Origin of the sequence: Nibrella saemangeumensis (genome assembly GCF_039541915.1) — a bacterium.
Lineage (GTDB): Bacteria > Bacteroidota > Bacteroidia > Cytophagales > Spirosomataceae > Nibrella > Nibrella saemangeumensis.
Genome location: NZ_BAABHD010000072.1, coordinates 15,759 through 42,105, shown reverse-complemented (window position 1 = coordinate 42,105; position 26,347 = coordinate 15,759). Strand labels below are relative to the sequence as shown.

At 48.6% G+C, this 26,347-nt stretch carries 14 protein-coding genes; 4 read left to right on the top strand and 10 right to left on the bottom strand.

Annotated features, from left to right (window positions below; genetic code table 11):
* Nucleotides 1-5: 5 nt before the first annotated feature.
* Nucleotides 6-959: a replication initiation protein gene (locus ABD949_RS20325; protein WP_345246413.1), complete on the bottom strand. Its 954-nt coding sequence runs from the start codon at nucleotides 957-959 to the stop codon at nucleotides 6-8.
* Between the two features lie 859 nt (nucleotides 960-1,818).
* Here ABD949_RS20325 and ABD949_RS20320 point away from each other — a divergent pair.
* From ABD949_RS20320 to ABD949_RS20310, 3 genes are all read left to right on the top strand, one after another.
* Nucleotides 1,819-2,541: a hypothetical protein gene (locus tag ABD949_RS20320; protein WP_345246411.1), complete on the top strand. Its 723-nt coding sequence runs from the start codon at nucleotides 1,819-1,821 to the stop codon at nucleotides 2,539-2,541.
* A 75-nt stretch (nucleotides 2,542-2,616) separates the two neighbouring features.
* A complete protein-coding gene (parS, locus tag ABD949_RS20315; protein WP_345246409.1) occupies nucleotides 2,617-3,030 on the top strand; it encodes a type II RES/Xre toxin-antitoxin system antitoxin in 414 nt (137 codons plus the stop codon).
* Entirely contained in the window at nucleotides 3,030-3,527 is a 498-nt protein-coding gene (locus ABD949_RS20310; protein ID WP_345246407.1) for an RES family NAD+ phosphorylase, read from the top strand. The genes parS and ABD949_RS20310 overlap by 1 nt, the downstream gene beginning before the upstream one ends.
* A gap of 38 nt (nucleotides 3,528-3,565) precedes the next feature.
* On the opposite strand, the gene ABD949_RS20305 is transcribed toward ABD949_RS20310, so the two are convergent.
* Nucleotides 3,566-4,390, bottom strand: coding sequence for a sulfatase-like hydrolase/transferase (locus ABD949_RS20305; RefSeq protein ID WP_345246405.1), 825 nt, complete (start codon nucleotides 4,388-4,390; stop codon nucleotides 3,566-3,568).
* Nucleotides 4,391-4,583: 193 nt separating this feature from the next.
* On the opposite strand from ABD949_RS20305, the gene ABD949_RS20300 reads away from it, so the two are divergent.
* The gene (locus ABD949_RS20300; RefSeq protein ID WP_345246403.1) at nucleotides 4,584-5,216 is read left to right on the top strand and encodes a recombinase family protein; all 633 of its coding nucleotides are present in this window, start codon (nucleotides 4,584-4,586) and stop codon (nucleotides 5,214-5,216) included.
* 107 nt (nucleotides 5,217-5,323) lie between these two features.
* Here the strand turns inward: ABD949_RS20300 and ABD949_RS20295 are convergent, their stop codons facing one another.
* The 8 genes from ABD949_RS20295 to ABD949_RS20260 all read right to left on the bottom strand — a co-directional run bounded on the left by ABD949_RS20295 (nucleotide 5,324) and on the right by ABD949_RS20260 (nucleotide 26,342).
* A complete protein-coding gene (locus ABD949_RS20295) occupies nucleotides 5,324-6,376 on the bottom strand; it encodes an IS110 family RNA-guided transposase (protein WP_345246401.1) in 1,053 nt (350 codons plus the stop codon).
* A 240-nt stretch (nucleotides 6,377-6,616) separates the two neighbouring features.
* Nucleotides 6,617-7,294, bottom strand: a complete 678-nt coding sequence (locus tag ABD949_RS20290; RefSeq protein WP_345246399.1) for an MBL fold metallo-hydrolase — start codon at nucleotides 7,292-7,294, stop codon at nucleotides 6,617-6,619.
* A gap of 8 nt (nucleotides 7,295-7,302) precedes the next feature.
* Nucleotides 7,303-8,151: an ACP S-malonyltransferase gene (fabD, locus tag ABD949_RS20285; RefSeq protein WP_345246396.1), complete on the bottom strand. Its 849-nt coding sequence runs from the start codon at nucleotides 8,149-8,151 to the stop codon at nucleotides 7,303-7,305.
* Nucleotides 8,152-8,265: 114 nt separating this feature from the next.
* Entirely contained in the window at nucleotides 8,266-8,868 is a 603-nt protein-coding gene (locus tag ABD949_RS20280; protein WP_345246394.1) for a DUF6434 domain-containing protein, read from the bottom strand.
* Between the two features lie 10 nt (nucleotides 8,869-8,878).
* Nucleotides 8,879-9,112 (bottom strand): effector binding domain-containing protein, encoded by a 234-nt coding sequence (locus ABD949_RS20275; protein ID WP_345246474.1) that lies wholly within the window; start codon nucleotides 9,110-9,112, stop codon nucleotides 8,879-8,881.
* Nucleotides 9,113-9,637: 525 nt separating this feature from the next.
* Nucleotides 9,638-11,134 (bottom strand): 4-hydroxyphenylacetate 3-hydroxylase family protein, encoded by a 1,497-nt coding sequence (locus ABD949_RS20270; protein WP_345246392.1) that lies wholly within the window; start codon nucleotides 11,132-11,134, stop codon nucleotides 9,638-9,640.
* Between the two features lie 3 nt (nucleotides 11,135-11,137).
* A complete protein-coding gene (locus tag ABD949_RS20265; protein WP_345246390.1) occupies nucleotides 11,138-17,323 on the bottom strand; it encodes an alpha/beta fold hydrolase in 6,186 nt (2,061 codons plus the stop codon).
* Between the two features lie 70 nt (nucleotides 17,324-17,393).
* Entirely contained in the window at nucleotides 17,394-26,342 is an 8,949-nt protein-coding gene (locus ABD949_RS20260) for an amino acid adenylation domain-containing protein (protein WP_345246388.1), read from the bottom strand.
* Nucleotides 26,343-26,347 lie beyond the last annotated feature (5 nt).

Here is a 26,347-nt window from a genome sequence, read left to right as displayed (position 1 = left end):
ATAATCTACTTTGCCTTCTTTCCCTTTTTAGTGTAACCAAATACGCTGGACGCTATGTAAGCGGTCGGATCTTTTATATCCCCTACCCCCTGAGCTACGTAACTTTCGGCCCGGATGAACCTGTTCAGTTTTTCCTCATCATCCAGGATCTGTTGTTGCTGACTGGGGGTAAAGTTGTAATTCGGTAATACATGAATGACAAATGCCCGTCGACGCTCCAGTGTCTGATTCAAGGCGGTATTCACCTCATCAAGGAACGTTCGGTACTCGTCTTCCCGCTCGTGTTTTTTTCGGATTGAGAAGGTGAGCCAGCGTACGGCTTTCCCTTCTTTCCCTTCCTCAAAGCCAACTGTAATATCCGTGCGGGTGTTTATTTCATTCAATGATACATCCAATACCCGCTGTTTAAAATTTGAATACCGGGGATACTTCTCCGCCTGTAATAGCTGACGCAATTCGTCCACTTCAATCCGCCAGAAGCCGGTGTCCAGAAACCGGCACAGTCGGGGGTATAGCAATTGCGCGTACTCACTGGTCAGCGATATAGCTGCTTTCAACTGGTATTGGCTATATCCCCGACTCAGATTAATAAAGTAAGGTACCACGTTGGCCAGCATAACGATGTGAATATATCCTCGCTGGTACTTCACGAAAGGGAATGGGACAATATAGCTGAAGCTGTCATTCTCTGCCTCTTCAAATACAATGCGCCGGGAGGTGATCCGTTCGGCTGCTTTTTTTAGGTCCGAGATACTTGGATTCGTGTCGGTGGCAAAGAGTTCGGAGATATGGATACGAAACTCTTTGTTGGTTTCGAATTTGGCAATCTCCTTACTGGTGGTTTGGTCGTTTTTTAAGGCTTTCAGAACAGCCCAGTAGATGCGACGTTCCAGCAGCGTAAATTCATGACGGGCCAGGAGCAGAGTGAGCGGTTCCTTAATCTGGGGCAGTAATTCCATGCAGGGATTAGTCTGAATACCCCGACAAGGTACAAAAGAGCCCAACATAATGCAACGTATAAAATAGCTGCGTTGCTTACTGGCTAAATGAGCCAATTAATTTTAGGAAAAACGTTGCTTTAACTCAAATTAACTTACTACCTACGGCTACATGGCAGCAGTTCAAGCCCAATTCAATAATAAATTGTAGAGTTTACGTTGCCTTTATCCATGATCTGTCGGGAAATAGGAGATATGTTGCTTTTGCTTGAGCTTGATTATAAAGAAGTAGGGCAAACGTTGCCTTTGATATATAAGCCCTTTTTGGAAAGTAGGGTTTACGTTGCTTTTGGCAGGCAAATAAGGTCTGTTAAAATAGATTTTACGTTGCCTTTAGTAATGTTATGAGAAAAATCCCTGTAGGACATACGTTGCTTTTGTTGTGGAGAAGAGTAGAGCCTACGTTGCCTTTAGCAAAATCTGGCTGTGGATAAAAGTAGGGGATATGTTGCCATTAATAGGGCGTGCGTTGCTTTCAGTAGAAGAAACGTTGCTTTTACAGGGCTACTTTTAGAGTACCCGTTGCCTGTAAATAGGGGATACGTTGCGCCAAATAGGTCAGATGTTGCTTAAAATAGGGTTTACGTTGCCTTTGTTCCGCTAATTAGCGGTTAAATAGTTGTAAATCACCATATTATTTTAATACTGAAATGGCTACAATCTACAATTTTCAATTCAAAGAACTAAAAATTTTACCATTGATTTGATCGGCTACTAGGGTGTTGAGATGCGTGAAAAAAATTTCAAATAAGAATTTGGAAAGATTTGAAAGGGAAATTTACCTTTAAGGGAAATAAGTGATTATTTATACATAATTCCCATGCCGAGAACTGCCAAGCGCACTGATCTTGCTCCCCTTCCTGCTCTTCGCCAGGTACTATTTAGCTGCCAGATCAAGCTGGAGCCCTTTACCCATCAGGTTAGTGCCCTTCCTTCGGACCCCGAACTCGAAATTTATTTCGTGCCCCACCAGCACATGAATCTTTTTAAGCCGTACCACCGGCCCGGGGACGCCTACAAAAACTTAAAACTGGTCAATTACGAACGGCCGGCAATTTCGCTGACCTTCTTTGTGAAGCATAAATACAGTATTGATCGGCAGGTAAGTCGGGAGCAGGCCTTACAATATCTGAAAGAGTACCGCGATGAACTTTTCAACCGCTCCTTTTTGCAACCGCTGAGACGTAACCAGCAAAAAGAGCTTCAGCAAATAGATGACCTTTTCCGGTCTATGCTACGCACACCTGATATATACCAGTTCTGCTTATCCAATTATCACCATTATTACAGGTACTGGTACTGTTCCTACCGCTATTTTGAAGATGATGAACAAACGAAAACGGCTACTGCCAATGAGCACCTGCTGAAGCACACACAACGAGTAGATGATCGCGTTAACGAACGAATGAATATCGTCTTTGTGGATACTAAACTCATTAGCCGACCCGTTCCCTACGATAATAAATTAATTGACCGGGAGTTAGAGACCTATCCCCAACGTATTGAAATAGGTAAGACAGCGCTGTATATTAAGAAGCAGTAGCAATACGGGCACAAACTGTTGCAAAAGCGTGTTATATTGCAATCAAATGAGCCTGTTTTAACCTGTGCTTTATCTATGGCTACTCAACCGGCATCCGCTTTACAAAATGTGGGAAAGCTGAGTCCCCTTCAACTTATCGACCGCTCCCGGCAGGGACTCATCGGCACCGAAGCCGGCCGGGTTGCCGGATTACTGGACGTGTCTGATAAAGAGATGGCTCGCTTGCTGAATCAGTCAGTGGCCACTTTTCACCGGCAGGCTAAACTGCAGCGGCTGGACGCAGCTACCTCTGAACGCTTGCTGCTGCTCACGCGTCTGGCTGTATACGGCGCTACCGTCTTTCAGGATCAGGGCAAGTTTACCCGCTGGTTGCGCCGGCCGCTGAGGCTACTGGCTGACCGCTCTCCGCTGGATTTGCTCGACAGCACCACGGGTATTCAACTGGTGGAAGATATTCTGGGCCGTATTGAATACGGGGTGTTTAGCTGATGTCCGTTATCGAAGAACCTATCCTGCTTTACCGAATTCAAACCGATGCGCACCGCGAGACGATTCTCGACGGCATTGGTGCCCGTTTGCGCGGTGGTCGCTGGAATGTCAAAGGTCGGCCAATGGTGTATACGGCAACTACTCCGGAACTTTGCTTTCTGGAGTACATGGTACACCTGGATGGTAGTCCGCTGGCCGAACTGCCCCCGCTAATTCTGTGTGAGATCGCCATTCCAGCCGGGTCGATCACCTACCTGGAGGCTCATCAATTACCCGATGGCTGGGATGATCCGTACGCTACGCCGGCTGAACTACCTCAGTTTGCCGAAGAACAGTTCAATCGCCACGACGCCCTGGCGCTGGCGGTTCCCTCAGCGGTGGTACCACTCTCCCCGTCCCGGAACGTGTTAATAGACCCCCTTCATCCGCTGCAGGCGGCTTGTCGTGTGATTCGGATTGTACCCTACCTCGTTGATCCCCGTTTGCCGACCGCATGAGTTTATCAGAAGGGTTTTAATATTAATCGGCCATCCTCTTACCGGATGAATTCCCATTCCGGCACATGCGAGGGTTGGTGTTCTTTCCAGACGATATTGTCAAATTTTGCAATGATTGCCGGGTACTTGGAGGCCAGATTAGTTGTTTCGCTTTTATCCTTTTCCAGATCATACAGCTCCCAGCGGGCGGCTTTGTTTGTTTTCATATTTACCTTTACACCCTTCCAGTTACCCATCCGAATGGCAACCTGGCCTCCTTTTTCGGGATATTCCCAGTACAGATACTCATGCTTTTTCTGCTTGGCCACCTGACCAAGCAGCGTCGGAAGAAACGAGATACCATCCGTTTTGACCGGCTTGGCTTTCACCACATCCACCAGCGTGGCTAAGATGTCATAGTGGGCTCCCAGGTGATTGGTAACCCGACCCGGCGCAATTTTTCCGGGCCAGCGGGCGATCATAGGCATCCGTATACCCCCTTCGAAGACATCCATCTTGAGCCCCCGAAAAGGCCCCACGCTCTCGAAAAAAGCCGCGTCCACTCCGCCGTTAAAGGTAGTGCCGTTGTCGGAGGTGAACAGCACCAGGGTATGGTCATCCAGATTCAGTTCCTTTAGAAGCGCCATAACCTCGCCCACTTTCTTATCCATGTACGTAATCATGGCTGCGTAGGTGGCTCGGGGATAGGGCGTAGCCGCATAATTTTGCTGGCCATGATAGAGTGTTTCCGGGAATCGATCCCGATACTCCGCCACGGCGGCATCCGGAGCCTGCAACGATGCGTGCGGAATGGTAAAGGGCAGATACAGAAAAAAAGGCCGGTCCTGGTGCTGACGGATAAAGGCAGCCGCTTTGTCACCCATTTTGGGGTTCTTTTTCCAACGGGGCGATTTTACACGCTAAGCAACTATAAAAATAGTTGAAGTCAGCCGGGGACTGACATTCAGCGGATTATCAAAAAAGGTTACTTTTATTCTTGCCTGAAATGACCCTTGTTTGGCAAATAATGCGGGTTCCCTGTCTTATCAAAAAGGAACTCCTTTTTGATAAGCTTGCATGGCCAAAAAACCGTCGGATCAACCCAAACGGGTAGCCCTATACGCCCGCGTGTCCACCCTGGACAAAGGACAAGACCCCGAAACACAACTCCGGCCGTTGCGGGAGTATGCCCACCGGCGCGGTTTTGTTCTGGCCGCTGAATACGTCGATACGGCTTCGGGAACAACTGAGGAGCGGACGCAGTACCGGGCCATGATTGGGGCGGCCCGCAAACGGCAGATCGATGTGGTGTTGGTCTGGCGGTATGACCGCTTCGCCCGTTCGACGCAGGCACTGGTCAATGCCCTGAAAGAGTTCCAGAGTCTGGGGGGTGACTTTATCTCGTATCAGGAGAATATCGACACGACCACGCCGACGGGCGAGTTGATATTCCATGTGATGGCTTCGCTGGCTCAGTTCGAGAGTTCGCTGATTAGCCAGCGAGTACGAGCGGGCATGGCTCGTGCCAAAGCGCAGGGTAAACATATCGCTCGTCCCCCCTTGCTCGAATCGAAACAGGCCGAGATTGCCAGGTTGTACGGCCAGGGCGTGTCGATGAATCAAATTAGCAAACAGATTGGGGTGGCCTATGGCACTGTTTACAATTATGTACAGAAAATCAGGCTTAAAACTAAGGCCTTAGTTGCTTAGCGTGTAGGAATGCCCCGTTGGAAGAAGGTGCTGTGTTAAAATACAAAAGGGGAAAAGAAAAATTTATAACTTCAGGCCTTCTAAGCAGGTCTACTTGACCATGCAGTTTAGGCAGGGTTCAGTACTGGGCTCTGCCTAATTATTTTTTGACTCTCATACTGCTCCTCGAAGGGTGTGTTGTTTTTGAACAAGGTGTAAACCAGTACTAATAACTTCCGTTGAACTGCTACGACCCCTTTCATCTTTAAGCTAGACCGCTCTGTGATACGCTCGCTCACTTTCTGGAACCGAGGTTCGTAGCGAATCGCTGTTAACGCCGGAAAATGCAGCGCTTTTCGCAAATGATTATTACCCCTTTTGGAAATCTTAGTAGGGTTTTTAACTGATGTGCCCGACTCATTTTTAACTACATCATAACCAGCGTAACACACCAGTTGAGCTTTGCTTGTGAACAGAGCAAATCCATTCGTTTCGGCTATTAATGCTAGAGCTGTCATTAGACCAATGCCCTTAATGGTGCAGACGTTTTCAATTCGCTCAGCTAAGCGGGGATCGCTTTGAAGAGTTGCCAGTAATTCAGATTCAACTTCCCGAATCAACTCGTTAACCGTAGCCAGCCGCCGTAGGAGCCGTTGATGGGTTGTTTCGTTGGGTAGATAGCTACAGGTAAGTGCATGTAGCTGATTCTTAAGAGCTTTCTTCTCTTCTTTAAGCGTGTTCTTCTCCCGGCATAACTGCTTTAACTGTCTCATAATAGGACTGGCCGGTTGCCAAACAGGTAAGCTTCTCTCTAGACCCATCTGAGCCAAAACCCGGGCATCAATCCGATCCGTTTTCGACTTAATGTTTAAGCTATTGGCATAAGCTTTGAACTGTTTAGGCAAAATCACACTCACGGATTGCCCTTGCTCGTGAAGCCAATAGGCTAAGGATTCATAATACACCCCAGTAGCTTCCATGACATAATGTATAGTCACTTGAGCATGCTCCAACTGGCTGATCCAGCGAGTCATTTTCTCAAATCCATCTAGGGTGTTGGCGAACGATTTAGTACTTTTAATAGTCACCTGGAATGCTTCATCCAAGGTGGCGAAGCTGGCCATAAACTGGTCTTTACTGATGTCAATACCAACGCATTGGCGGATGGGGTTTGTCTTCATGTCTGTTGCGATAGGGTGTAGTCTTTTCTCGTCCCTTATTCTGACTGCTTGCCGAAAGACAAGGTCTTAGGTGCTGTTCTGACTTTTGACTGACTCGAAAGGGAGGACTTACTTCATTTCACAACGTACCGAGTTATCGGCCGTTTAAACCCCAATTACTCTCCCTTTCCGCCAGCCAATATCGGTTTTTATCCCCTATCTCAACAACACTAGCAAACATACGAGAACCCCTTATTGAGCTCACTTAAAATTATAAATAGACCTTTGGTTTTCCCTCATTCTAAAACGGCTAAAGTCATACTCATTGTCAAAATGCAAATAAATATTTGTCTTAATTGTTTCTCCGAAACTTGTACCAGGTGGAAAGCCGTAAGAATGACCGGGAAATATTCTAGAATGGCTGCTGAGCGAGTTTTTGATCCGCTTCAGCGTGTTGAACATTTCGCTGGTTGAACCGATATCATTCCTGTCGCATATTCCACAACCTTCAATGAATAAAGTATCGCCGGTAAAAAGCGCATCGTATGCAAAATAGCAAATACTGCCTTTAGTATGACCTGGCGTCCACCATGGCTCGATTCTTAAATTTTCCCCCAAGCATATGGTCTCTTCAGTTCTGATGGGCTCCAGTGTAGGACCTTTGAAGTTGCAGCTCTCAATTTCTTTTATATGTACAAATACAGGCACCTTGTAGAGCTTCTGTACCATGGTTGCAAGGTTGGAATGATCCTCATGGCCATGCGTGAGCAGCACACCTTTCAGGTGCATTTTTTTTCGACTTATTTCCTGCATGATGGTAGAAAGCTCCCAGGCCGGGTCCACTATCACAGCTTCGGAAGTTGCAGGGTCACGGATGAAATAACAGAAGTTCCTCCAAGTGCCGTGACAAACTTTAAGAGGGATAATGCGCTCGCTCACTTATAATATTAATTTAACCTGCATTGTGCAATTTGCTCAGCCAGCTTGCTTAAAACGTTTCCCGGTCCTGTTTCCTCCAGTAACATAGGCCCTTGCTTCAGCAGGTATTGAATGCTATCCATCCACCTCACCGGGGAAGTGATCTGCTTGCACAGGTTCTCATACAGGCTGTCTGCTGTATAGGGCCTAGCGGTGTAATTGGAAATGACCTTAATCCGGGCAGGGGAGAGACTGAACTGCTTTATGTACGATGAAAATTCAATGCCTGCCTCCTCCATCAGGGGCGAATGAAAGGCACCACTCACATTCAATGGGACGAACTTCACATCGCCCTGAAATGCATGCTGACACTGCATAAGGTCATCCTCCGGCCCCGAGATAATATATTGTTGCGGAGCATTCAAATTAGCAATGGTGATGTTGGGAAACGATGCATTTTCCAATATTTCATGGATAGTGCTGAGCGATGCGCCGATAATGGCAGCCATCCTGCCTTTCTTTGCATTACTCATGAGTTCCGCTCTTTTCTTCACCAGCAACAGGCCTGTTTCAAAATCAAAAACACCAGCCGCTAGCAGCGCATTAAACTCCCCCAAGCTATGACCAATGAGGTAGTCGGGGCTTACATCTGTAAGTGCCAGCCGCTCATAGTAATGGAGCGCATTCACAACATATAGCGCCGGCTGCGTGAAAAGGGTGTTAGACAGTTGTCGCTCTTTATCTTCTAAGCACAGCTGTTGCATAGAATATCCCAATATGGTATCTGCTTTTTCCATTAGCGATGCATACTTCGGAAAAAGATGGGATCCCATTCCTTTTTTTTGTGAGCCCTGGCCGGGGAATGCATAGATGAGCATAGGGAATGGAGGGATTTTAATGGTAAAATTCGAAATAAAAGTCTGGTAATCAATATTTTGCCGTCTGGGATACCGGCCCTGACCTTTTCTTCCGGGCTGCGTGTTCGTACAGCATTAAAACAGCTTCTTGAATTCTTCATAGGTTCGGGGCCCTTTGTTGGCCCGGATTTTTTTCCATGCGGCGGCAGCCTCTTTTATACCCTTGCCTTTATTTGAAGTGTCTGCAAGGTAGTCCCGGGTAAATTGGTTGTACTCCCAAGTCTTCATAATGGGAGCTTTATAACTTTTATCCTTCCTACGTTCGTATTCGGCCTCCCATTCTTTTGCGAGGTCGCCGTAAGTAAGGCCACAGTCCCTATTGGCCTTCAGGAAAGCCTGGAGGTGTGCGGTAAAATGAAAATGAGCACCGATGACAGATTTAAAGAAGTTCCTAGTCTCATTGTTGCACCGGTAGGTTTCATTAACTAGGGTATCTAGGGTAAGCGGGCTAGTCCTTATGGTAGCGGCAGCAATTTTCCTTGCTAGTTTTTCCTTTTTCACTTTGCCTGTCCTCAAGAACTCCTCAATGCGTTCATACAGTTCGTGCTTCATGCCGCTCACCGGGATGCCATGCGTTGCACAGAACTTTATAAGCTCTTCTTTGTACCAATAAAAATTCCTGAAGTCCGCAATGGAAGTCTCGGGTGTAAGGGCAGGACGAACGCCTTTTGTATCCATGGGTTTTATTTTACTTTCTAATAGTTACGTAAATAGTAACGGTATTGTCTTGTAAAACAACGAAATCGCCGGTATAGGTTCTTTTCAGCTTCTTGCTGCTCCATATATCCATCCATGCGTCCTTGCTCTTGTCTGGCCCGCCCACTTTAAATACGGCGTAAGTTGCGGCGGGGATGGATTTATCAATCATACCATCCAGCAATCGGCTGTCCTCGTTCCCAGCATAAGGGTGTAGTTGTCCGATGCATCGCTATCGTAATCAAAGTATGCCTCTAAATAGGCCTGCTCTGGCCACCTGCCAATTGCTGCATTAACCCATCCTTAAAGAATTTTTCCCAGAGTTGCGGAGTTTCCTTCAGGCTTTTTTCTTCATTATTCAGCCTGACCGAAATACCTGCCAGCCTGAATTACTCTATTTCTGTTGTTTGCTTCAGTTTTATAAAGCGGTTTTTCGGTAAAGAAAAGAAAGTTTGTCGCTGTTGCTGCAAATAACAGCAGGCATAAAGCGCGTTTGTATATTCAATCTGGTATTTGATCCATTTGTGTATCGACCATTTCCAGTAATTGATGGATGCGCGCAGTACTTCATCAATGCATAATCATATCCAAACACCCATCATGCCGTAAATCACACGATAACAATTTAGTAGGCGTTGGCAATAGCGATCAGCAGGTAGCGCAGAGCCCAACCAGATTGGACACCTTTGCATCTCCTGCCGCCTTAAGCGAAAGGGGATTTGCCTGTTCGTTCATGACATAAGGTTTTAATTTAAGGTTGTATTGGTTTTGATATAAGCGATTTCAATTTCTGCTTGATTTGCTTACAATCGTATTGCGCAAACAGGTTAATTCTGTTACGGACAATGTCTCCACGGTACCAGTGCTCATATAACTCCTGCCGCATGCCGTAGCTATCGCCTGCAAGGTCCCAGGCAAGCCGGAATAGGCGTGATTTCTGGTAAACGTCAATATCCTTTCCGCGCATGTATTTTTCAAGAAAAGGTTTTAATTCGGGGTTACTGAGGTCCGCTTCGCTGGGTTGCATTACCAACCCTGAAGCCGCGATCTCTTTGAGAATCTCGACTAACCTCGGCGATACCTGCGCTGCGAACACGCCGGAGGCGGTCGTATCGCCGGGCGCATAGAGGCCTCCGTTCGTGAGATACGCTTCCTGTTGCAGTCCCTTCAGCACCAGCTTTGTCATTTGAGCATAGGATGCCAGTTCCCCGAGCGAGTTGCATATCTCTCTGAACCCATTGACCCCAATTGACTCGGCAAGGAGGGAGGCAACGCCTATGAATGTTTGCAGCCTGTGATAAAAACGGATCTGCCCGCTGTATAAGGACCATGCATTTATGCGCTCAAACCCTTTCGCGGCAATTTCACTATTATACAGCAGCAGCACCCGCTCCCAAGGTATGAGCACATTGTCAAAAAACAACATGGCGTCCTGCTCATCATATCTCCATGCAAAAGGATGACTGTGACCGCACGCCTCATTGGCGTGTGATTGCGGTTCGCGGCACAGCACTTTCAACCCTGGCGTGGCCAGAGGTAATGCCGCCCACAGCACAAATTCCTTGTGCTCACGCATGGCGAATGAAGGAGAGAGATAGATCAGCACTTCATCCGCAACAGGGGCCAGCGTGGCCAGTTGTTTGGCTCCGCAGACAATAACCCCATCGGCAGTTTCTTTCATCACGCGTAACGCCATGTCCGGATCTATGGCCGGACCGCCCGATCGGTCAATCTGCGGATCGCCTAATGCATGGGTCAGACATATATCGTGCTCGCGGCAGTAGGTATAATAATTGACCGCGTTCTGCTTGAAGCGCGGGTCGGCCAGGCCAAGCTCGTTGCGGTAATCGTACACACCCACCATTACGTTCGACATAAAATCCGGCAGCCTTGGTAACTGTCCCCAACTGTTCTCCATCCAGATATGCGAGTTGCGCCATTTAAGCTCGAGTTCAGTTGGACTATCCGGGAGCGAATAGGAATAGCTCACCAGATTGCCTGTGTCAGGAGAAACAAATGTCATCTGTTTCTGCAAGGCAGGCGTGTGCTGGAGGTCGTATAACCGCGCAAGCTCTGTTAGATTACCTTTGAATGCGGTGTGCGTAGTAACGTCGACTTTCTCGCCGTTCAGCCATACCTCCCGGCTATCACGCAGCCCTTCGATATAAGAGTTGCCTGTTTTGGCACCGCGGGCATGCCCAATGTCCAGAGAGCCTTCAGCTATTGCTGTTTCCTTACTTCTGCTCATATATTATGCTTTGATTTTGGTTGGGCTATTCGGGATATGCTGCATGGATGCCTTTTGCTCATCCAAAAAAGCATTTAGCAGGTCATTGAACTGGTCGTCGTGCGTTAGAAAGGGATAATGGCCAGCACCTTTTATTTCGATCAACCTTGAATGCGCAATGCCTTCGTGCAATACCCTGGAAGCCTTAGGATCCACCACGGTATCATAATTTCCATAGATGCACAGAGTAGGTACTTCAATCATCGGCATCCAGGGTAGGGTGAAGAGCGTGAGCAGCTCGTTCAGATATTTCATGGCCACCAGCGGATTAGCGCACTGGCTATTAAGCAGCAGGTCTGCAAACCGCTGCACCTGATTGCGTCGTTTTGCTTCCTCCTCAGTATCCGGCAGGTGCGCTAGTACATTGTCAAAATCTGCTTTCAGCGACCCGGAGACCTTTTGCACCAGGGCAAACAATTCGTCAATAGCCAGCTTTTCAGGATCAATGTCCGGAATACCGATGTTGTCGTAAAATCCGCCGACAAGCGTGAGCGAAGCCACCTGATCAGCATTATGACTGGCCAGATATTGCGCAGCAATGGTCCCAAAGCACGATGCTATCAAATGAACGGGCTGGCCCGGATATAGCAGACCAATGACTTCAGCATATACTTCTGCCACGCCTTTGGTGTTGTTTTCTCTAATAGTTTCGCTTAGGCCATAACCCGGGGCATGTATCACAGTCACGCAATGCTTGTTGGTCATGCTCATAAACTGGTTATACCAGACTGGGGCGGTCAGTGCAACAGGAGGTATGAACAAAATCGGCGAGCCTTTGCCAGAAAGGATAACTTCTACTTTTTTACCGTTGGAAGTGGTCACCATAAGCTGCACCAGATTGCCGTGCACTAGATGCCACGGGAAAATATTATATAATTTTCTATCACTAGCGTTGTTCAACGTGCCTTCGCGGAATTGCCTGCCATAGTTCTCCAGAAAATCGCCGGCTTCGCTGGCGGGAATTACGCGCACCACCTCAAAAACACCGCGGGCTGCATCATCTTCCTCCCCGTCCGTTACAGGCCATATCATTTGAACCTCCTCATTGCCTGGCTGCTCTTCGCCATCATTTACGGTTGCAAAAGCGTCAGGCAGCAATGTGCTCTGAACAGCCTCCTTGTGTTGCTCCAATAGGTAACCGGCAATTTCGCTAATAGTAGGAAAGTTCAGCATGAGCGTTGCAGGCAACGTGCCGAGGGTCTCTTCCATAGCTTTATGTATATTGATAACAATGAGCGAATCAACTCCATAATTGGCTAGGTCGGCCTCTATATCAATATTGCTGCTGTCGATCTTTAGCACTTTAGACAATACACTTACTAAGTAATCACATACCAGCTGATAGCTTGCCTCCGGCAAAGCAGCAGCTGCCGCAGGTTTTGCGGCCGGTGGTGCCGTTTCAGCAACGCCCATTTTCTGCGGGGCAGGCTTATCCTCGTTTTTTGGAAAAGGCCTGTTTGCGGAGGGCAGCTCCACACCCATCAGCTGCAGTACTGCATCATCCACATTCAGCGCAAGTGTTTGTGTAATGCTGGATGCCGCCACCCTTTCCACCACTTCCATGCCCTGCTTGGCTGTTATGGGATAAATGCCCTTTTCCCGCAGGATAGCTTCATTGCCGCGGCTATTACCTTCCCAGAAACCCCAATTGATCACATGCACAGGAAAAGGCACCAGTTGCCGCATGTACTGTGCTATCGTATCCTTGAAGTTGCACGCTGCCGCATATGCACTCCATCCGGTATTGCCAACAAATGCCTCGCCGGATGAGAAGAAGGTCATAAAATCAAGGGGATGTTTACGGAACGCCAGAAGTAACGTCATGCTTCCTTGCACTTTTGCTTTAAGCATTTCACTGAGCGATTCTTTAGTAAGCTGCGATATCCTAGTAAAATCAAACGCCATCGCTGAGTGGAAGATGCCGTTGATCTGCCCAATGTTCCTTGTTATTTCATCCACGCACCTGGTGAAACCGGCAATATCTTTTAAGTCAACCTGAAAGTAGGACAGTTTTCCGCCCAGCTTTGCTAGCTGCTCTTCTTTTTCGCGGATACCCTCATTCATGGCGCTGCGGCCGGTCCAGATTATATGCGCCTGATAATGCCCGGCCAGGTAGCAGCTCAGCTTATATCCTACGTTGCCGGAACCCCCTGCCATCAGGTAGACACCTTTTGTGCGGAAAGCGGTCTGCTGCGCAGGCGCAATAGGTGCTGGCAACAACTTGCGCTGGTAATGGCTGCCTTTCCTAAGCGCCCACTCCTTCAATCCGTGCCTGGCAACGGCAATGCTTTCCAGGACGACGGTTTCGGCGCTGCCGGCAAAAAGGTCAATGTCCACTAGCTGCGTATTTATTTTGGGAAATTCCTTTTCAATGGTTTTTGCAAATCCGGCCACGCAGGCTGAATATGGATAAGGCCTTTCATCTTCACTGATGCTATATAAGTTGTTGGTGACCACCTTTAATACAATTGCATCATCCTTCATTTTTTCAAACAGGCCTTTTACCAGGTGCATCAGTGCAATTATGCCCTGCTTCTGCATGCGTTCGAGGTAACCCGCGTCAGCATCTTCCTTCTGTTCCTGTATGCCGCCCAGGAAATATACTTCCTGCAGGTTGCTAATATGCTTGAGGCAGCCAGCAATAGATTCTGTATGGTCAACGCCTAATTCCCAGCTTTTCTCTGAAATTACCTGTGTTTCCTGCCCAAGCAGAATCTCGTAAAAATTGCAGTAATACAACAGTTCCATCAACTGCTCTTTTAACTTTCCGGCCTCCTGTGGGTAAACGATCAGGATGTTCCTCTTTATACGGCTGCCCGGCGTCAGCAGATCCTCCGATGTGATCTCCAACCTCTTCCAAACAGGCTTGTAGAAGAACCTGTCCAGCGCATCCAATTCATTGCCTGCTGTGGCTATGCCTTCCGCCCGCAGCGACACCCTTCCTTTTTCATTCATCACGATGGCCGACCAGCTGCTGTCTGAATTTTTCGTCACCTGCACATAACCTTCCTGCCCCGGGATCTCATCCATGAACAGGTTGGTGACATAGCGGCAAGTTTCGGACCCGTCCGATGCAAAACCTATCAGTTGGAATATTCCCTGTAGTATGGCCGGGTGACAGTACGGTTCGCTGACAGGTGCGGTGCTTAACAGGTAATGGCCCATCGCCCCTGATGCGGAAAAGGCGACATTCCTGAATATTTTGAAATAGGACCCGTAAGCAGTTCCTCTTTGCAGCAGCTCATTGTAAAAATAATCTCTTGCCGCAAACTGATCGTATCGGCCTTGAATTTCCTTGATCGCCATTTGCGCCGACTCCCCCTTGTTATTATAGGATGCCTGAGCTCCTGCGATAGCTTTATTATTCGTGCTCAACTCCAAGATAAATGATTCACCCTGCGCAGACACTTTCGTGCGAAGGCTTAGATCCGCATTGCTGATCGAATGATCATCTAATTGCACGCTCTCCAATTTTATGATGCCCTGCTTGGTAACCGTTGCAGCAGCGAGGAGTGTGGCTAAAATCGTACCCGCATTAAGCACTGCAATGCCATTGCTGATGTGATCTCTGATGAGGCGGTCAGTAACGGCAAAGCTGGTTTGATAAGTAAGCCCCATGCTGAGCGTGGCAAGTGTATCAACACTGTGTACCAACGGATGTAATTGCCTGCGTTTGGTGTAGGAGAAATTCGTTGGATCGGACACCCAGCAGCGCTCTTTGGCAAATGCATAACCCGGCAAGGGAATTTTCACCGGCTTAATGCCATTGTAGAGGTTTTTCCAGTCAATATTAATGCCCCTGCACCAGATGTCGGCCAGCTTTTGCAGCTTTCGCCCTTCGAGGAGGTTATTCACAAATCCATCGTCCCGGACATTTTCATCCTTGAGCGTTGCTATATTGCCCGTAAAGATGCCGCCTGCTTTTTCATCACGAAGGAAGGTGCGCAATTGCTCAAGCAACCCGGCGGATGATGCGGCGATAATAGCCAGACGCTCCTGCATATGCTCCCTGCCTGTTTGCAGTGTGTACGCTATACGGTCTATAGCGGTATAAGCTGCGTGGCCGCCGGACAATTCCTGTACAATGTATCTGGATAGCCTCAGGGGCGTGTCAAACGAGATGAGCGTTGAAGTCGGGATGGTAATTCCAAACGTCTGGTCCAGCTTTTCAGCCAGCAGCTTGTAGTGGTTTTCATTCAGGTCATAATCTTGAAAATGATCGTCGGCATCCAACAATACTTCATTTACATTCAGCATCTCTGAAGTGGCGGCAAGCACCTCTCTAGTCACCATGTTCTCCAATAATGCAGGCTTCTCCGTTTCTCCTTTGGCTGAGCCCAACTCCCACTCCAGGAATTCATGTAGTTCCTGCGCGCAGGCCTTCAGCCTTTCCTTGCTGGGCGCCGACAAAGGGATGAGGAACTCGCCGTCCTTTGGTACAGGCACCGTCCTTGCTGCCGTAAACTCTTCCAGCAGCACAAAACCATTTGCGCCTCCCGCACCAAATGAGCTTATACCGGCTCTTAATGGAACGATGATCCTCTCCCCGTCCCGCTCCAGCACCGGAGCCTTCCAGGGAGCCAGCTGTTGCTGAACAAAGAAAGGCGTATTACTAAAGTCGAGATTTGGATTTAGCGTTTCGGCATGCAGGGACGGGGCTATCTGGCGGTGCCTCATTTGCAACAGCACTTTGGCTATACCTGCAAAACCAGCAGCGGATTCCAGATGCCCTATGTTTGATTTAACTGAACCAATGGAACAGAACTGCACCTCGCTGGTACCGGCAAATGCAGTTGTTAGCCCACGCAGCTCGATGGGATCTCCCAAAGCGGTGCCTGTTCCATGCGTTTCGAAATAACTGATGGTGGCCGGATCAATGTTCGCCTTTCTAAGCCCTTCTGCTATAAGGCTGGATTGCGCCCGCGGATTAGGAACGGTGTACCCGTTTGTCTTACCACCGTGATTAATTGAGGTGGATTTGATAATGCCGTAGATATAGTCGCCATCACTGATGGCCCTGGCTAGTGGCTTCAGCAGCAGCGCACCCACACCATCGCCTGGCACATAGCCATCCCCGCCTGCGCCAAAGCTGCGGCAGCGGCCATCTGAAGAAGCAAAGCCCGTCTTGGTCAGAAATAAAAATTTATTCGGATGAACGGTAATGTTCACTCCGCCTGCAATGGCAACGTCTGTCTCTCCGCTCACGAGGCTTTCACATGCGAGATGCACGGCAGTGAGCGAAGAGGAGCACATAGTATCCAAGCCGATGCTGGGACCGTTGAAATTGAAAAAATAAGAAACGCGATTTGCAACGGATGCATAAGATGAGCCTGCATTTGCTTTTTCCACCCCATACAATTGGTATTGCGACCACATGATGCCAACATACACACCTACCCTGTATCCTTGCAGGTTTTCGCTAGTATAGCCTGCATCGTTCAACGTATGATAAACTGTCTGAAGAAATAATCTCTCCTGCGGATCAATGGATTCAGCCTCTAGGTTTGACATCTTGAAGAACAGGGGGTCGAACTTGTCAATATCATCCATGAACCCGCCCCATTTGCTGTATGATTTCCCATCCTTGCCGCGAATCGGGTCAAAGAACTCCTCTAAGTCCCAAAGCTCGCCGGGAATTTCTGAAATACAGTCCCTGCCATTCTTCAGATTTCTCCAAAACTCACGCATATTGGCTGCTTTCGGAAAGCGGCCGCTGATGCCTATAATGGCTACCTCCTTTTGCTCCTGCGTGGCAGCAGCCCCGGGTGCAGGTCTTGGAACTTCCACTGCTTTCACCAATGGTGGCTGAGGAGCTTCCACCAAGCCAGTGGCACCACTTGCTTCGGGCGCAACAATGGGAGGAGGCTGCGGCGCCGGTATCTCCCGTGCATCGAATATCTTTTGCAGGTCTCCTGCATGGTGCTCGGCAAAATACTCCGCCAGCTCATTAATGCTCCTGTATTCGAAGAACAGGGTTTTTGAAAGCGGGCCGAAATAGCGCTCCAACTTCTGCGTGATCTCCACTATCATCACCGATTCGATGCCGTATGTCTCAAAGGTCTCATCTCTATTGAGGGACGAGAGCGGCAACTTCGTTTCTTCAGCAATCACTTTTTTAAGCAATGCTTCGGTTTGGAACAGAATATTCATAAACATGTTGTATAAGATTTGAAGGGGGCTTTAGAGCAGGAGGAATGCGATCCTTCATAATCAATATGGTTCAGCGTTTAACTGTTACTGCATCCTGCAGGGGCCGGGCTCCGGTGCCTTCTTTATCAATAGCTTCCGGCATAAGCAACCGGTCAATCCAGCTGCGATTGCCGCTTACTGCAATGTAGCGGCCGGCCCCGGCGCTGATGCATTGCTTCAATATGCCGAAAGCAGCTGCGGTGTTCACAGGCTCCATACCGGTTTGCGCTTTCATGGCTGCCAGGGCATGCTCAGGAACCTGCATGCCGCCTTCATTCCAGAGCGGCCAGCTAATGGAGATAGTGACACCGCTGCATTGCTTTTGCCCTGCAAGGGTATTCCGATAATCGCTCCACTCTTCCAGAAACCGGTTGGCATAAGCATAATCCGTCTGCCCAATATTACCTGTCACAGCGGTAAGGGACGAGAACAATACAAAGAACTTCAGGGAATGAAGCTGCGTAGCATCATGCACATGAAGCGCACCGCGCAGCTTGCCGGCAAAAACTCTTTCTACATCCTCCTTTTGCTTGTTCCGCAAGAGGCTGTCTTTCAAGGTTCCGGCGCAATGAAATACGCCGGTGAGCATTCCGTATTGCTGCTCAATGAGCGAAACCAGCTCCTGCACTTGCGAGCCATTCCCTAAATCGCAGGGATGATAAATTATTTGTGAGCCTTTTTCATTCAAGCCTGTCAATGCTTCCGATTGTTCCGGAGATATGCTGCGGCCGGCTAATATTACCTTGCATCTAAATTCTTCCGCAAGATGGTTCCCTAACAGCCAGCCGATCTTTCCCGTGCCACCTGTTATCAGGCATATATCATTACTAGTTATCTGCAGTGAGGCTTTCGGGTGCGGCGCACCGTTGGCTATGAGTTCACGGAATTCCAGCGCTCCAGGTTTCGTATCCATACAACGCCAGCTGTCCTTCATTGCTGGTGCAGCAGCTACCACAGTAATACGCTCTACTAGAGCCGCCTCATCCTGCAACAGCGATGCTCCTGCTTCCAAAAATTTAAAGGTGAGGCTGGGATTTTCTTTATGCAGGCTTTTGCCAAAGCTGCTCAATGCACTTACGGGTATGCGTACCGGATGATCAGCTGGGTACACTACTATCAGTTGCAACGGTTTCAGCACCCTCGACCTTACAAGCAATTTGCACAAATTGAAGAATTGCAGGTAAATAGTGCTGGTCATCTCCTCCACGCCTAGCCCTAGGAATGTACAGGCATTCATTTGCCATATGATGCTGCCGGGGAACGCATCGCCTGCAAGCAATAGCAGCAGCTCCTTCACCTGCAGGAAGGAATTCAAATTAAGCTGGAACCCGCAGTCATTAAAAACTGCCACGCCATCCCTTATATGCTGTGCGTTGATGACCGGCGTTTGCATCTTTTCCAGTTGCTGCGCAAGCGCTTGGTTGTTCAGCACCAGCACCCGCTGCAAGCCAAAGTTACTGGGCACAGTACTGATAAAACCTGCTTTTCTCCACTGCTCCGTATAAAAATGTACGGGCTGGTTAGTGTTGACCGCATCTTTTAAAGGCGCGGACCTTGCAGTGCTGCCTTGGATGCTGATCAACACCTCGCCGGCTTCATCGGTGAGCAGTACGTCTGTTTTTTCCAGCTGTCCGCTGCGCAGCGGTGCTTTCACATGTACTAGGCAATTATGAGAAAGCATTTTGTAAATCCTTATTCTGTCTATATTGTAAGGAATCGAAAGGCCTTTATCTGGACGCGTAATGAGTTGCTGTAGCGCCACTGTTTGCAATGCCCCATCTAAAAACGGTATTGCATCCTTTATGCCCGCAGGTGCAGTACCCACCATATGCGCTACCGCATCTCCATTTTGCATCCACAATTTTTTTATTACACGGAATGTTTTGCCGTAGCAGATGCCTTTCCCTGCTAGCAGGCTATAGCAGGCTTCTAGTGATCTTTTGTTACCGGACTTAACGATATCCAGACTAACTGCCGGCTCCGGCGTAAGGGCACACCGGCTCATAGTAGCCATGAAATGCGTGCGCTGCTCCCCCTCGCCAACAGAGGTGCATAGCGCCTGTATCTTTTCGTTTTTTACTTCAAATGAAAAGTCCAATCTAAGCGGCCTGTCTTCATCAAAAAGAACGGGATGCAGCCAGGTGATATCTGAAAGCGTGTTGGGCTGCATTCCGTATCGTTGCTCGTATGCATGGCAAACAAAGGCAACACAGGCCATACCCGGCAATATTTTTTTTTCGTTGATTACATGGTCTTCAAGGAAAGATTCTCTACCTGTGAGTACGATTGAATAGCTTGAGCCCGGCAACGACGCAGCTATTTTTTTCGGTGATGCTCCGGCTTTGGCACCTGATTCCATGAAAGCAGGCCAGTGCCTTTCTTTTTTGAAAGGATAAACAGGCAGTGGGATCCTGCGGTAGTTACCGTCTGCCAGCAGGTGCCATTCCACCTCCATTCCCCATGCCCATAAGCTTGCTATCTTTTCAAGTATTCTTTCATTCATCACCGCACGGATGAACGCTTTTCCCTCGCTGCCATCGAGCAATTGGATCTTGTCTCTGTCCCTCTTTACATTGCCGCGATGCAAATTTTCCGTGCTTCCATTGATAAATGCACGCAAAGCACCCATACAATGCTGTATAGATTGAACCATGCAACTAACGCGCTCTTCCATATGCTCCCTGCCTGCTTGCAGCGTATAGGCAAGATCTGCCAGTTCAATAGTATCCTTATTATTCTCCAAGTGCTCTAGAAGGCCGGCCGCGTAGGTTTTCAGCTGCATTTCATCTTTAGCGGAGAGCACCAGAAGGGTAGGAACCACTTTCTTTTGCAACACTGGCGGGATGAACTCTTCCAGCACAATGTGCGCGTTCACGCCGCCAAATCCGAACGAGCTTACCCCTGCGCGCCTAGGCAGGGCCTTACCTTCATCATCTGAAACAGTCTTCCAGTCAATTGTATGCCGGGCAATATAAAAAGGGCTTCCACCGAGCTCAATATGCGGGTTCAATTCATTCAGGTGGATGGCTCCAGGTATCATCTTATGCTTTATTGCCAGCACTGCTTTCAAGAAACTAGCGATGCCCGCTGCTGATTCAAGGTGTCCGATGTTTGTTTTAATTGATCCCAGAGCCGTGCGCTGTGCCTTCAGCGCTGTCCTATTTTCCCAGTACAATTTCCCGAATGCATCTTTCAGCGCGTTGATTTCTATTGGATCGCCTAGTGCAGTGCCGGTGCCGTGCATTTCAATATATGTGACTGATGCCGGGTCGATACCTGCCCTGCGGTAAGCAGTGACCAGCAGCTTCGACTGTGCCTCCGGATTAGGAGCCGTCAGTGCATTTGCTTTTCCGCCATGGTTTAACGAAGTGGCTTTGATCACTGCGTAAATATTGTCTCCATCCTCAATGGCCTTATTCAAAGGTTTCAGGATTACTGTTCCAATGCCTTCTCCGCGTACATAACCATTAGCAGACGCGTCGAAAGTCTTGCACTTGCCATCGGGCGAGAGCATACCTATCTTGCTCAGGCAAATATGTGGCTTGGGATCAATGATGATATTGACGCCGCCGGCGATTGCAAGGCTGCAATCGCCGTTGTGCAAGGCGTTCACTGCATTATGTATGGCAACCAGCGAGGAAGAGCAGGCAGTATCGATCACTTCACTCGGCCCCGACCAATTGAAGAAATAAGATACACGATTGGTGAGCATGGTACGCGATATGCCGGATAATGTAAAGTTGTCTATGCGCGGGCTCTTGTTTATGCTGAGGCTTGCAAACTCGTCACCGGTGGCGCCTATGAAAATGCCGATATCTTTTCCATGCAACTGAGAGGCGGGATAGCCGGCATCTTCTAGGCTGTGCCATACGTTTTCCAGCAGCATGCGCTGACGCGGATCCATCAGCTCGGCCTCACGGGGAGAAATGCCAAAAAAAGCCGCGTCAAACTGATCTATCACCCTCATAAAGCCACCTTTATTGGATAGGGTTTTGTTGTCTTCTTTTTGCGGGTCTCCGAAAATGGCTCTCCAATCCCAGCGATCAGATGGTATCTCGATTATACAATCTTTTTCATGCGCCAGATTCCGCCAGAACTCATTCAACTCGTCAGCTTCAGGCATCTTGCCATACATGCCTATCACAGCAACGTCCTGCTCATTGCGGGTATCTGGGCGGACCGTTACCGGTGTAAAAACCTTAAAATCGATTGTTTGCTTTGCGACCTGAGCTGGCTCCTTATTTATGGTTTCATTCTTTGCCGATGGGGAGTTTAATGCCGCCTTCAGCTTCTGTCCAAAATAACACACCAAGCTTTGCTCATACCGGTCAATTAAAAAGCTGCCGATCTTATCCACTGTATTGTGCTGGAAGAAATCCGTAGGATTAATGTCGCTCTGCAATTTCTCCATCAGCTCTGCTCCGAGCCTGGTGTAATGCAGTGAATTAAATCCCAAGTGGCCAATGTTTGAAAGCGGCTCCACCCGCTCCTCGCTGCATTCAAGTATGACAGCAACTTCCGTTCTCACGAAATTGTCAACCAACTCTTTCAATATTTTCCTATTGGACGGTGCATTCTCCTGCTCTTTTGCCTTATCCTGTTCCTGCCCATGCTTGGTATATCTTGCTTCAATGGAAGGGATGGTTTCAGCCGTCAGAACCTTCCTGTCCACCTTACCATTTTCAGTGATTGGCATAGCATCAAGAAAGATCACACGGGATGGTATCATGTAGTCCGGCAGCAGAGTGGAAAGTGACCGCTTTACATGTTCTTCATTCTTATCCATTGCGCGTAGGACGACAAATGCCACCAGCATCCTGTTGCCGGAGGTTTCCTCACGCATGATGGTCACGGCTTCATCCATGCCGGACTTTTGGAGCGCTGCGTCTATTTCACCCAATTCAATCCTGAAGCCTCTGATCTTTACCTGGTGGTCTGCGCGCCCTAGGAACTCTATATTACCGTCTGGGAAGAAGCGGGCCAAGTCGCCGGTCCGGTACATCCTAAAGCCGGAGCGATCATGGAAAGGGTCAGGCAGGAATTTTTCCGCTGTCAATTGTGGTGCATTGATGTAGCCTTCGCTCAAGCATTCTCCGCCAATATACAGCTCGCCGGTTTCACCAATGGCACAGGGCTTCTTATCCTCATCCAGAATATAATAGCGCGCGTTCTGGATGGGGCGGCCATACGGAATACTCCTCCAGGCTTGGTTAATATGCTTTACAGGATAGTAGTTAGACCATACAGCGGCTTCGGTGGCGCCGCCGAGGCTAATGACTTCCGCACTCGGAAATGCTTTTTTCATTTCGCCGGGCAGAGTAAGCGGTATCCAGTCTCCGCTTAGGAACACCAGTCGCATGCAGTCATTGGTGATGTCCTTCTGCAGCTTCAGGAAAGGCACTAGCAGCTGCAATGCAGAAGGCGCGGAGTTCCAGAAACTGATGGGCTCATGTAATAGAATATTACTGAGTGCTTTTGCGTTTTGCCTTTCTTCCTCTGTGCATATCCTGATGCTACCGCCAAAAGCAAGCAACCCGAATATGTCGAACACAGAAAGGTCGAAGCTTAAAGGGCTTACAAACAGCGTACGATCTTTTTCTGTGAATTGAAAAGTCTTTTGTGCCCACTCGATCAGGTTAACCACAGGGCGGTGCTTTACTATTACGCCTTTAGGATTGCCCGTGCTGCCGGAAGTGAATATAGCATATGCAAGATCATTGGCGGAACCGTTGGTAATAGGTGCATGGCCTGCATGCTCACGCCGCACGAGTCCCTCATCTCCGTCTATAAAAATGAAACGTAGTCCATCTATGTTCATTTTTTCATAAATAGAAAGACTGGTGATGATGATCTTTATTTTAGCCGTTTCAACAATTGATTGGATGCGGCTTACCGGATCTCCAACGTTAAGCGGTACATAGGCACCTCCTGCTTTCTGTATGGCCAATACAGAAACGATCATGTCGTGCGAGCGCTCCATGCAAATGCCCACCAGCATATTCGGGCTTACACCCTGCTTTTGTAAAAAGTGCGCCATCTGGTTGGCCCTGCCATTTAGCTCTCTATACGTGAGCATGCTTTCCGAGGTGACGGTAGCAATATTTTCCGGAACGCGCTCAGCCTGTTCCTCAAAAAGGCGGTGCAGGCAAATGTTGCGGTTATAATCGCAATCAGTATTGTTCCATTGCGTCAGCAGTTCCAGCCGCTGCTGTAGGGACAAGGCATTGCTATTGAAAGACTGATCTGCCTGCTGTACCAATCGCTCCTGCTGCCAAAAGTCAGTATCAGTACATAGCTTGCCGGCCATTTCGTGAAAAGCAGTAGAAATTCCTCTTGCAAGGTCCGCGGATAGCTGTGCGCCATCATAATCCCAGTTACAATGGAGCACACCAGCCTGTTCATAAACAAACAGGTCCAGCAAAACCATCGGCGTGTTTGATAAGCCGGTAAGCGGCGTTACGGATGCAGGCAATGGCGTTGGAGGCAGGTCAAGACAATTGGTGAACACCACAGGGAAGGAAAGGGATGTTGCCTTCCCATCAGATGCATTCTGTCTAAAACCCTCTATGCCACTTACCCGGCTATTACGTTGGTCCGATATCAACTGCCTGTTTGCAGCTACGACTTTATCCGTAAAGCTCTTCCCTTCGGATGTGATCCAGCATAGGTTAGTCATATCGCCCAGCAATGCCTCGCTTCCTACCAGCCTTCTGCGATGCTCGTAGTCCACACATACAATGCTGAAGACGGGTGTATTTGACCATGCAGCTATTACCTCAGCATACAATGCCAGCAATATAGCCGCCGGCTGCACATTTAATGCAAGGGCTTTTTGCCTTAATATATTCCATTCACTACAATAGTCGCTTATACGCACAGGTAACTTGACATGAGCTCTGCCGGCTAATAGTGGCAATGCAGGCCCCTTATGCAGGGTTTTTATTTTGCCGTTCCAGTATTTTCTTGAGAGCTCATACAGTGCCCCATCTTTTTTTGAATCAAGCGCATGCACATAGTTACTCTGCGTAAGCCGCATTTCAGGGATCTCCTGTGCCTCACCTGCATAAAGCGAAAATAGTTGGCTGTAGAGCAGCAGCACGCTGAAACCATCCGCTATCATCATATCAAGTGCAATGTGCACTATGGCTTTGCCAGGCACCACTACTGAAATCCTGATATCGAAATACGGCCAAGTCTTTATGGAAAAGAACCTGCCGCTCATTTCCATGCGGGTAGCATCAAGTTGCGCTTGCTGCTCAGCTTCCGGCAGTTCAACCAGGCTGTTGAGCGGGGTTACAAAACAGCATACTCCAGGGCTTACATACTGGCTTCCCTTTCCGGTAAATATAGTATGCAATGCGGGATGCATGCACACCAGTTTACCGATGGCCTCGTCAAAGCGCGCCACGTCGAATTCCCGAACTTCAAATTCTTGGTAAACGATAGTTGGCTTCTTATCCGGATGCAGCTTGTGCGCAAGGTAGCTTTGCTGTAAGGAAGTTAAAGAGAATGGTTCTGCAGGTACAGGCGAATTGTAATCAATAGATGGAAATCTGAATTCAGCAGCACCAATATCTTCCACAGGCTCTCCCTTTTTTAATACATGCAGGCTGCTGCAAAATGCATCAAACAAAGTCCTTGTAAAATCATTTTCAAAATAATTGTGCGCTACATCCCATCTCACATGCAGGCACCCGGCCTTTTCCATTAATTGATGGTCCAGCAGCACCTGCGGCGTTTGGGCTACCCCGTACGTTTGGGTATCCAGCCAGCTGCCAGCTTCCTTTTTACTGTTGAGCAGGCTGGTAAATACTACGGGTATGGCAGGAGCAATCGTTCCAGCTGACACTGCGCGCATAGCAGCAATGCCACTTACCAGGCTGTGATCAAGATCCTCCCACAATTGCTTTTGAACAGCCTTTGCTTGATTGGGTAATGAGGCCGAAGAATCGTGGACCGCGTAAAAAATACTGGTAGAAGTAAAGGGGCCGAAGAGCTTGGTTACGTCGACATGCAACGGCAAGCGGCTGGTGGTGGTGAGCACAATGGCAAATTCATTGACGCTGCTAAACTCCCTGAGCACATTAACGAACAAGGTGAGCAGCAGGGTCGTTGGCGATACTTCCATCTCCTGTGCTGCCGATTTTATATTCTGCCACGCCTGTTCATCCGTGTTGTATTCCAGCCTGATGCGTTCTGCAATATTCTTAACCGATGAGTTCTTGCAGTATGGAAGCGCTGGTCCTCCTTTTAAAGTACTTAGCTTGCTCTGCCAGAAAGCTAAGTGCTTTTTGTACAAAGGATGCTGCTCCACCTTGCGGCTTGCCAGCATATAATCACGGAAGCTGATACTAATCGTTTCTGGCTCAACCCCACCAATGTATAGCTGCCGCCATTGTTGAAAAAGCATAAAGGCGCTTGGCCCATCTGTGATCCAGGAGTCTATGCTCACATGAAAGGTTGTGACATCGCCATGAACGGTTGCCCTGACATCAAACAATGGCCATTCGCCGGCGCCGTAATGTTTATGCGACATCTCCTCTCTTACAAGCTGTAAATGCCCGTCCAGACAGTGGTCGTTAAACACATAGCACTGGATGTTATAATGCGGCGTTTCCTGCTGTATCTGCTGCTGGCCGTTCTTTAGTATAATGGTTCGCAGCATATCGTGGTGCCGCACTAACTTGTTCCAAGCAGATTCCATCCTGGCGAGATCGGCCTCCCGCACCTCAAATTCAAGATAGGAGTGACAGCCTACACGCTCATTCGGTGGCAACAGGTGACGGCCGGCAAAATAGCTGGCTTGGATATCTGCCAGCGGAAAAGGCTTGTACCTGTTCTCCTGGTCTGGTAAAGCGGCAGGGAGCGGTCCATAAGTCTGCTTCGCCGCAGATTGACTGGCATCCTTTGTCAGCCTGTTTTTTAAGGCAATCAGCTGTCTGCGCTTTTCATCGTCACTCAGTTGGTTGAATGCTGCCATAGTTG

Coding starts and splice junctions, on each gene's coding strand:
- ABD949_RS20270 (WP_345246392.1), bottom strand. CDS start 11,134: ATGAGCAGAAGTAAGGAAACAGCAATAGCTGAAGGCTCTCTGGACATT.
- parS (WP_345246409.1), top strand. CDS start 2,617: ATGGCTACTCAACCGGCATCCGCTTTACAAAATGTGGGAAAGCTGAGT.
- fabD (WP_345246396.1), bottom strand. CDS start 8,151: ATGCTCATCTATGCATTCCCCGGCCAGGGCTCACAAAAAAAAGGAATG.
- ABD949_RS20300 (WP_345246403.1), top strand. CDS start 4,584: ATGGCCAAAAAACCGTCGGATCAACCCAAACGGGTAGCCCTATACGCC.
- ABD949_RS20305 (WP_345246405.1), bottom strand. CDS start 4,390: ATGGGTGACAAAGCGGCTGCCTTTATCCGTCAGCACCAGGACCGGCCT.
- ABD949_RS20280 (WP_345246394.1), bottom strand. CDS start 8,868: ATGGATACAAAAGGCGTTCGTCCTGCCCTTACACCCGAGACTTCCATT.
- ABD949_RS20265 (WP_345246390.1), bottom strand. CDS start 17,323: ATGAATATTCTGTTCCAAACCGAAGCATTGCTTAAAAAAGTGATTGCT.
- ABD949_RS20325 (WP_345246413.1), bottom strand. CDS start 959: ATGGAATTACTGCCCCAGATTAAGGAACCGCTCACTCTGCTCCTGGCC.
- ABD949_RS20320 (WP_345246411.1), top strand. CDS start 1,819: ATGCCGAGAACTGCCAAGCGCACTGATCTTGCTCCCCTTCCTGCTCTT.
- ABD949_RS20260 (WP_345246388.1), bottom strand. CDS start 26,342: ATGGCAGCATTCAACCAACTGAGTGACGATGAAAAGCGCAGACAGCTG.
- ABD949_RS20295 (WP_345246401.1), bottom strand. CDS start 6,376: ATGAAGACAAACCCCATCCGCCAATGCGTTGGTATTGACATCAGTAAA.
- ABD949_RS20310 (WP_345246407.1), top strand. CDS start 3,030: ATGTCCGTTATCGAAGAACCTATCCTGCTTTACCGAATTCAAACCGAT.